General features: G+C 66.6%; 7 protein-coding genes and 1 riboswitch. All 7 genes read right to left on the bottom strand.

What is annotated here, in order from left to right; translation table 11 throughout:
* Positions 1-386: iron chelate uptake ABC transporter family permease subunit (locus VGD20_RS15520; protein ID WP_331135313.1), on the bottom strand; the 386-nt coding region annotated here is incomplete at its 3' end.
* Positions 386-1,240 carry an ABC transporter substrate-binding protein gene (locus VGD20_RS15515; RefSeq protein ID WP_331135312.1) on the bottom strand — a complete coding sequence of 285 codons (855 nt, stop codon included), beginning with the start codon at positions 1,238-1,240 and terminating at the stop codon, positions 386-388. The genes VGD20_RS15515 and VGD20_RS15520, both read right to left, overlap by 1 nt.
* Positions 1,240-1,848 carry a cob(I)yrinic acid a,c-diamide adenosyltransferase gene (gene cobO / locus VGD20_RS15510; protein ID WP_331135311.1) on the bottom strand — a complete coding sequence of 203 codons (609 nt, stop codon included), beginning with the start codon at positions 1,846-1,848 and terminating at the stop codon, positions 1,240-1,242. Before cobO ends, VGD20_RS15515 begins: the two co-directional genes overlap by 1 nt.
* Positions 1,848-3,707 (bottom strand): TonB-dependent receptor plug domain-containing protein, encoded by a 1,860-nt coding sequence (locus VGD20_RS15505; protein WP_331135310.1) that lies wholly within the window; start codon positions 3,705-3,707, stop codon positions 1,848-1,850. The genes cobO and VGD20_RS15505 overlap by 1 nt, the downstream gene beginning before the upstream one ends.
* A 180-nt stretch (positions 3,708-3,887) precedes the next feature.
* A riboswitch (cobalamin riboswitch) is annotated at positions 3,888-4,105 on the bottom strand.
* 208 nt (positions 4,106-4,313) lie between these two features.
* Positions 4,314-5,474: an acetyl-CoA C-acyltransferase gene (locus VGD20_RS15500; RefSeq protein ID WP_331135309.1), complete on the bottom strand. Its 1,161-nt coding sequence runs from the start codon at positions 5,472-5,474 to the stop codon at positions 4,314-4,316.
* Position 5,475: 1 nt separating this feature from the next.
* Positions 5,476-6,705 (bottom strand): acetyl-CoA acetyltransferase, encoded by a 1,230-nt coding sequence (locus tag VGD20_RS15495; protein WP_331135308.1) that lies wholly within the window; start codon positions 6,703-6,705, stop codon positions 5,476-5,478.
* A gap of 1 nt (position 6,706) precedes the next feature.
* A partial coding sequence (locus tag VGD20_RS15490) for a fatty acid--CoA ligase family protein (RefSeq protein WP_331135307.1) occupies positions 6,707-7,859 on the bottom strand: 1,153 nt, incomplete at its 5' end.

The raw sequence follows: 7,859 nt of genomic DNA, 5'->3' as shown, positions 1-7,859 counted from the left end.
AGCGCGCCGCCCGTCGCGAGCAGCGGCAACATCACCGGATGCAGCTCGGCGATCCCGAAATAGAGCGCCGCGACCCCGCCGAGCGCCGCGGCGTTCGAGGTGCCGAGCACCGACGGCTCGGCGAGCGGGTTGCGCAAATAGCCTTGCAGGGCCGCGCCTGCGAGTCCGAGTATCGCGCCGACCGCCAGCGCCAGCACCGTACGCGGCAAGCGGAGGTCGAAGAGGATGATCGACGCGACCCGGTCGCCGTCGCCTGTCGCTGCGGCGATGAGGCGCGCGACCGACAGATCAACCGCACCGAACAGCAGCGATCCGACCGCCGCGACCAGCGTTAGCGCCAGTAACGCGGCGATCAGCGACCAGCGGGGCAGGGCAAAGCGGCTCATCAGCGGCCCCCGTCGATGCGCGCGATCTGCACCGTCATGCTGCGCGCCGCTTGCGTATAGGCGGGGCTGCCGCACACCGTCCACGCCTGCGGAATGCTGATACGCGGAATATCCTTGATCGCCGGATGGTGCAGCATCTCGCTCCCCTGATCGGTCACCTTGTCGGTCGCGCTCTCGACAATGAGGAAATCGGGCTCGGCGGCGACCATCTCCTCGAGGCTCAATTGCGACAGCGGCGGCTTGCCGAGCTTGCCCGCAAGGTTGACCAGCCCGACGCGCCCCATCAGCTCGTCGATCAGCGTCCCCGTGCCCGTCATATAGCCGCGCCGCTGGTAATAGGCCGCAACGCGACCGCGTCCGGGCTTGGGCAGCCCAGCGAGCTCGCCCTGCATCCGCGCGATCAGTGCGGTGCCGCGTTCGGGGTGGCCGACCGCCGCCGCCGTCTCGCGGATCGAGGTGTAGATTTCATCCAGCGTGTTGGCGGTGGCGAGGTCGAGCAGCGGATAATCCTGCTGCGGCAGCGCGCGCAGTGCCGCGCTGCGGCTCGCGGGCATGCCGACGATCAGGTCGGGTTCGATCGCCAGTATCTGTTCGGCCGAATTGCTGAGCAACGGGATGCCGTGCGCCTTCGCCGCTTCGCCCGACATTGTTACATCGGTCGCATTCTTCGTCAGCCCGGCGATCTGTCCGCGATCGGCGAGCGCGAGCACGAGCTGGTCGGCGCACAGGTTGATCGACACGATGCGCTGCGGGATGGCGGGCGCCTTGGCGCGCGGGGCGGGGGAGGCCGCCCAGAGCAGCCCGGCGCCGCCCGCGAGCAGCGCCGCCGCTGCCACTGCGCCGTGCCCTCGCATCAGAACTCGATCCCCCGCTGCGCTTTCACATTCTGCTCGCGGAACGGATGCTTCACCTGCGCCATCTCGGTGACGAGGTCGGCGGCGTCGATCAATTGCTGCGGGGCATTCCGCCCGGTGATGATCACATGCGTCATATGCGGTTTCGCACCCAGCGCCTCCAGCACCTCATCGACCGGCAGATAGTCATACCGCAGCACGATGTTGAGCTCGTCGGCGATCACCATCGCATAAGACGGATCGGCGATCATGCGCTTGACCTCTTCCCATGCTTCGCGCGCCACCGCGATGTCGCGCGTCCGGTCCTGCGTGTCCCAGGTGAAACCTTCGCCCATCGGCTTGAATTCGATCAGGTCGGGAAAGCGATCGAACACCGCTTTCTCGCCCGTCGCCATCGCGCCCTTCACAAATTGCACGACCCCGACCTTCATCTCGTGCCCGATCGCGCGCACCGCCATGCCGAGCGCGGCCGAGGTCTTGCCCTTGCCGGGGCCGGTGTGGACGATGACCAGCCCCTTTTCGACCGTCTTCGCCGCGACCTTCTTGTTCTGCGCCGCCTGGATCTTCTTCATCTTCGCCGTATGTTCGGCGTCGGTGCGCGCCTTCATCAGAAGCGCGCCCGGACGCCGCCATAGGCCGCGCGGCCATAGGTGCCGTAGTTGAAGGCGGTCGCATAATCGGCGTCGAACAGATTGTCGACGCGGCCGTAAATCTCGAAATGGCCGCCCACGGGGAAGGACGCGCGAATACCCGCGAGGGCATAACCATCGAGCGGTACAGCATTCGCCGCATCGTCGAAGCTGTCGCCGACCAGCGTCAGCGTGGCGCCGGTCGACAGGCCGAACGACCAGTCATAATCGGCCGACAGGCTGACCGCGTGCGCGGCGCGGCGCGGCAGGCGCTTGCCGTCGAACGCCGGGCGCCCCGACCGGTCGCGCGCATCAATGTAGCTGTAGGATGCGGTGACGTTCAGCGCGTCGACGGGCTTCAGCGCCAGCGTCGCCTCGATCCCCTTGGCGCGCGTGCGATCGATATTGCCATAGGTGAAGCTCCTATTGTCGTAATTGATCTGATCGTCGGTGTCGCGCAGGAAGGCGGTCAGCGAGATCAGCGCGCGGCCATCAGCAAGGCTCTGGTCGATGCCGATATCATAGCTTTTCGACCGTTCGGGGCGCAGCGCTGGATTGCCGCTGCCGCCTCTGTCGTAAAGCTGGTACAGCGACGGCGCCTTGAACCCCTCGCCATAGCTAAGCCGCACATTGGTCGCGCCCGCATTGGGCGAATAATTGGCATTGGCGCCGAACGTTGTCGCGCCGCCAAACTGGCTATGGTCGTCGTGACGGACGCCGCCCGACAGCGACAGGCCGGTGAGCGGCTGGACAATCCCCAGCGCATAGACGCTGTCGATATTGGCCTTCTGGCTGTCGGTCGATCCAAAGCCGAAGAAATCATAATCAGGGCGTTCATGCTCGTAACCGAAGATCAGCTTCGCCCGCTCCACCGGCGTCACGACGCCCTGATATTCGAAACGTACATTGGTGCCCGAATAGCCGTAATCGGGCGCGGTCCCGCGCACGAAATAATAGTCGCGGTCGTTGCGCATCCACGTCACCGCCGCGCGGCTCGTGAAACGGCCGTCGAACAGGCCGAGGTTAAGGCCGGCATAACCGACATATTGGTCGAGTTTCGCGACATCGGCGCTGTCGGCGGGGGCGCCGAAGAAGCTGTCATAATCGAGGTCGGCGTTGATGTAATAACCGCGCAGGTCGAGGCTCAGCGTATCGCTGAAGGCGACCTTCAGCCGCGCGTTGCCGGCGAAATTCTTGTATCCGTCCTTCTCGGTGCCGACCGCGGCCGAGGAAATGCCGTCGGTGCGGAAGTAGGCGCCGCCGATTCCGCCCGAAATCACCCCCGCTGTGCCCGATACATCGGCCTTGGCGGTCAACGTGTCGCTGTAACCATATTCGGCCAGGGCGTTGGCACCGAAACCCTCGGCCGGGGTTGCGGTCATCAGGCTGACCACACCACCGATCGCCTGGCTGCCGTGGACGACCGAATTCGATCCGCGCAGCACCTCGATCCGGTCGATATTGCCGGTCAGCAGATGGCCGAAATCATATCCATCGCCGATCCCGCTCGGATCATTGACCTTCACCCCGTCGATCAGCACCAAAGTCTGCGTCGTTTCCGCGCCGCGCAGCGAAATGCCCGCGACCGAACCGGTGCTGCCGTTGCGGCTGAAACGGACGCCCGGCGTCGTCGCGAGCAGGTCGGCGATATCGACCGTCTGGCGCTTTTCGATCGTGTCGGCGTCGATGATCGTGATCGCCTGACCGACCTCGTCGCGCGGCTGTTCGATCCCCGACGCGGTGACGACGATGTCGTCGCGGTCGCTGTCGGTGGTTTCGGCCAGCGCGGGCGTTGCCGCCGTCAAAGCCAACAGGGAAATGGTCGCAAATTTCAACATGGGTAGAGGCCCCCGCACGCCGGCAACGAAGGCGGGGCCTGCCGAAACGCGCGCGCGATCGACCGATGCCGGCGTCGCAAGTGGCGTCAATGCCTGCGGCCCCGGCACCGAAGCGGCCCCGGCCGCCTGGTCGTCGCTCGACGGAAACCTCCGTGCCGCGGCCTTTCCCTGGGCCATGGCATTGAGCGACCCACACCGGCAGGTCTCCTGGCTCGCGGGTCGGGGCTCGATGCACGCCTTCCCAGGTGACCCCAGTGGCTGATCCGCAAATCCGGACCGGTGCATCTCGCTCGCCGCTTACAGTTGCAGGGACAGCCTCGGCTTCGGGGGCTCAGGACGAACCCCGTTACCGCGTTCCCGTTTTAAGCCCTTTCGGGCACCGGCGCGATCATGCGCGGGGCAAGCCCCGCACGCGCTGCCCATAGCGGAATGGCGCTTTTGCGCAATCGGCTTTTGCGGACGCCAATCCTCCCTGCGGCGAAGCCGTGGGGAGGGGGACCGTTCGCGAAGCGAATGGTGGAGGGCACAGCAACGTCCGCGCGATCGCCCCTCCGTCAGCCCTTCGGGCTGCCACCTCCCCATCGCTTCGCGACAGGGAGGATCGATCTAAGCGACCCGCTCGATCACCATCGCCGCGCCGACCCCCATCGCGCCGGTCAGTACGACCAATCCGTAGCGACCGCCGCACGCGTCGAGCGCGTCGAGCAGGGTCGAGGTCAGGATCGCGCCGCTTGCGCCCATCGGATGCCCCTTGGCGAGATGGCCGCCGCTGACGTTGACCTGCGCCGGATCGGCATCGCGGTCGCGCAGGAATTTGGCGATGGTGACGGCGAACGCCTCCATGAACTCGATCCGGTCCATATCGTCCAGCGTCAGCCCGGCGCGCGTCAGCACCTTGTCCATCGCCGCGAACCCCGCGGTCAGCGAGGCTGCGGGGTCGCCGCCGCTTTCGGCAAAGGCGATAACGCGCGCGCGCGGCGCGATGCCCAGTCCTTCGCCGCCGACCAGCGCCAGCCCCGCGCCGTCGCAGATCGGCGGCGCGTGTGCGATGCTGTGCAGCGGCTCAAAGGTCTCACCTTCGAGCGCGCCCGCATATTGCGCCTGCAGTTCGCCAAAGGCGGCGGGCGCTGCGGCGAGCGATTCCGCGCTCGTTTGCGGCCGGATGCACTCCTCGCCCGTCAGCGCGCCGGTTGCGATCCGCGAGGCTTGCAGCGCGGCGTCATTTTCGGTCGCTGCCGCTTTCTGCTGCGAGGCGAGGGCCACTGCGTCGAGTTCGGCGCGCGTGATCCCCTCGGCATGTGCCAGCCGGTCGGCGCCGAGCACCGGCGGCACGAAGCGCGCGCGCGGCGGCAGTTCGTCGTTGGTATAGAAACTGGCACGGTCGCCGAGGAATTGGCTGGCGCTCATTGATTCAACGCCGCCCGCGAGGATATGCGTCGCTTCGCCGCTCGCGACCTTCGCCACCGCCTGACCGATCGCCGACAGCCCCGATGCGCAATAATTGTTGATGCTGTGCGCGGCGGTCTGGTCGGGCAGGCCAGCGTGTAGCTTCGACACCAGCGCGATATGCCCGCCCTGCGCACCGGCCTGTGTCACGCATCCCAGAATTAGCGCCTCGGGCGTTGCGGCGATATCGCCGCAACGAGCGGCGAGCGCTGCCGCCTGCTGACGCACGAGTTCTTGAGGGCTCAGCCCGGCAAGCCCACCATCGGGCCGCGCCTTGCCGCGCGGCGTGCGCACCGCGTCGTAGATAAAGACGTCGGTCAAATCAGGTGCCGACGACGAAGCTGACCGCCGTCGTCGCGCTGCCGCCGACGTTGAAGGTCGCGAAGTTGCGCGCGCCCTCGACCTGATAATCGCCCGCGTTTCCGGTGACCTGCCGCCAGCCGTCGAGCAGCATCCGTACCCCGGTGGCACCTACGGGATGCCCCAGCCCGATCAGCCCGCCCGATGGATTGACTGGCAATTTGCCTCCGAGCGCAATCGTCCCGTCCTCGACCGCACGCCAGCTTTCGCCCGGCTTGGTGATTCCGAAATGATCGATCGCCATATATTCGGTGATCGAGAAACAGTCGTGCACCTCGACCCCGTCGCAAGCGTAGATGTCGGGCATGTCGGCGCGGCGCAGCGCGTCCATCATCGCCTTGCGCACGCTCGGGAAGACATAGTCGCCGCCTCGGCTGTCCGCGACCTTCGTCGAGTAGAGCAGGGGCGCGGTGGCGTGGCCCCATCCCTTGATGCGCGGGATGCTGTCGATCGATATTCCGCGCCGCCTGGCATAAGCCTCCGCAACTTCGCGCGAGGCGAGGAAGATCGCGGCGGCGCCATCGGTAACCTGCCCGCAATCGGACTTGCGCAAGCTGCCCTCGATCAGCGGATTGACCTCGTCATTCTCGCCGAGGTGATCGTCGGTCACCGCCCAGCCGCGCGTCTGCGAGTTGGGGTTCTTTTTCGCATTGGCGAAATTGTTCGCCGAAATGCCGCGCAGATGCGCACGGTCGAGCCCGAAGCGTTCGTCATATTCCTCGGCGACGCGCGCAAACATGTACGGCCAGAGGTAGCGCGCCTCCTGCGCCTCGCGGCCTGCCCAGGCCGCGGCGCCGAGATATTCGGCGGCACGCTGGCCGGGAACGTTCCGCATCAATTCGATGCCGAGCACGAGCGCGAGGCCGTAGCGCTCGGCCTCGATCTCGGCCGCGGCGGCGAGGATCGCGATGCTGCCCGACGCGCAAGCGGCCTCGTGGCGCGACGCGGGAATGCCCGCAAGGTCGGGATGGACGTGGCCGAAGAAGCCGCCGAGTTGGCCTTGGCCGGCGAACAACTCGCCGACGAAATTGCCGACATGCGCGGTTTCGACCTCTTTGGGTTCGATCCCCGTCGCGACGAACGCCGCTTCGGCGACATCACGAAACAGTTCGAACAGCCCGCAGCCCTCGCGTTCGAGGTTGCGCGAGAAATCGCTCTGCGCGCCGCCGAGGATGAAGACGTCTTTCGCCATGTCAGGCTTCCTTTTCGAGAGTGGCGAGCGCCATTTCGCGCACTTCACTGCGCATCACCTTGTTGGTGACGTTGCGCGGCAAGGCGTCGAAACGGAACAGGCGTTCGGGCAGTTTGAACACTGCAAGGTCGTGCCCGCGCAGATAGTCGGCGACTTCGCCGATCCCGACATCGTCGGCGCCGCGCGGGACATAGGCAAGGCCGATGCGTTCGCCCATCGTCGGGTCGGGGAGCGAGAAGGTGCACGCCTCGGCGAGCAAAGGATGCCCGCCGAGCAACTGGTCGATCTCCTCGGGCGAGATATTGACCCCGCCGCGGATGATCAGATCCTTGCAGCGCCCGACGAAGCGGTAGAAGTCGCCGCCCTCGGCGATCTCGAACAAATCGCCGGTACGGAACCAGCCGTCGTTGGTGAAGGCCTCGGCGGTGCGGTCGGGGGCGTTGTGATATCCCTCGAACAGCGTCGGCCCCCGGATCTGGAGTTCGCCCGAGATGCCGTCGGTCTCGATCGGATCGCCGCCGCCGGGCGGGACGAGCCGGCTTTCGATATTGGGTGCGCGGCCTTCGCCATAGGGGCGCTGATAGGTGCCGCGGCGCGGGAACAGGCTCGCGCGCCTGTCGGGGTCGGGCATGTCGCCCTCGCCGGTGATGAAGCTCATCCCCTCGTTCGACCCGAAGACATTGACGATGATGATCCCGAGCCTTTCCTGAAAGCCGCGCACCATCGCGGGGGCGAGCGGCGCCGAGCCCGAGGCGATGACGCGCAGGCTCGACAGGTCGACCGACGCGAGCAACGCCTCATTCTGCAGCAGCATGTTGAGCACCGCGGGCGGCGCGATCGTCAGGCTCGGCCGCTCGGTCGCAATCTGTTTCAGGTACACGCCGGGATCGAAGGGGTGGTGGAGCACCATCGTTCCCGCGCTCGTCAGCCAGCACATCGTGATGCCGCCGATGCTCGCCATGTTGATGAGCGGGAAGGGGTTGAGCAGGACATCGCCCGGGCCGACCTTCATCGCCTCATAACCCGCGCCCGCGACCGCGATCCAGTGGTTGTGGCTGCGCGGCACGCCCTTAGGGACGCCCGTGGTGCCCGAGGTCCAGCAGATCGTGAAGATATCATCGGCATCGACGGGGTTCGCCGCGACGTGCGCCGCC

It is taken from the genome of Sphingopyxis sp., assembly GCF_036402335.1.
GTDB lineage: Bacteria > Pseudomonadota > Alphaproteobacteria > Sphingomonadales > Sphingomonadaceae > Sphingopyxis.
This window is presented reverse-complemented; position numbering and strand designations above follow the sequence as displayed.

What these genes read in the sequence shown, in the direction of transcription:
- VGD20_RS15515 (WP_331135312.1), bottom strand. Translation starts at nt 1,240, where the DNA reads ATGCGAGGGCACGGCGCAGTGGCAGCGGCGGCGCTGCTCGCGGGCGGC.
- cobO (WP_331135311.1), bottom strand. Translation starts at nt 1,848, where the DNA reads ATGAAGGCGCGCACCGACGCCGAACATACGGCGAAGATGAAGAAGATC.
- VGD20_RS15495 (WP_331135308.1), bottom strand. Translation starts at nt 6,705, where the DNA reads ATGGCGAAAGACGTCTTCATCCTCGGCGGCGCGCAGAGCGATTTCTCG.
- VGD20_RS15505 (WP_331135310.1), bottom strand. Translation starts at nt 3,707, where the DNA reads ATGTTGAAATTTGCGACCATTTCCCTGTTGGCTTTGACGGCGGCAACG.